Raw genomic sequence first — 320 nt, 5'->3', positions numbered from 1 at the left:
CACACGGCTTCGCCGACGCGAAGCGCCGTCGTGGTGCGGGAGATGATGGACGGGCATCAGCCCGCGGTGTGGATCTCGGATCGCTACACGGCCCAGCAGAGCAATTCCGCCCAGCACCAGACATGCCTTGCGCATCTGGCGCGCGACGGTGCCTACGTCGTTGAGGTCACCCAGGAGACCTTGCTCAGCCGCCTGCAGCCCTGGCTAGGTAACGTCTTCGCCCGGGCCAAGCGCTGTACGCGTCTCGCCACCTGTTGGCTCTCTGCCAACCTCCCCACCCGTATACGCGTACTCGGCGACCTCCCTGCCTCGTTCAGGCC

1 protein-coding gene is annotated in these 320 nt (G+C 66.6%); it reads left to right on the top strand.

The features are described 5' to 3' along the window. On the top strand, window positions 1–320 hold a 320-nt coding region (locus MKL01_RS15895), incomplete at both ends, for a transposase (RefSeq protein ID WP_243906180.1).

Source organism: Methylobacterium sp. J-070 (assembly GCF_022829385.1).
Taxonomy (GTDB): domain Bacteria; phylum Pseudomonadota; class Alphaproteobacteria; order Rhizobiales; family Beijerinckiaceae; genus Methylobacterium.
Note: the sequence above shows the minus strand (reverse complement) of the source record. Positions and strands in the feature narration are given on the sequence as shown.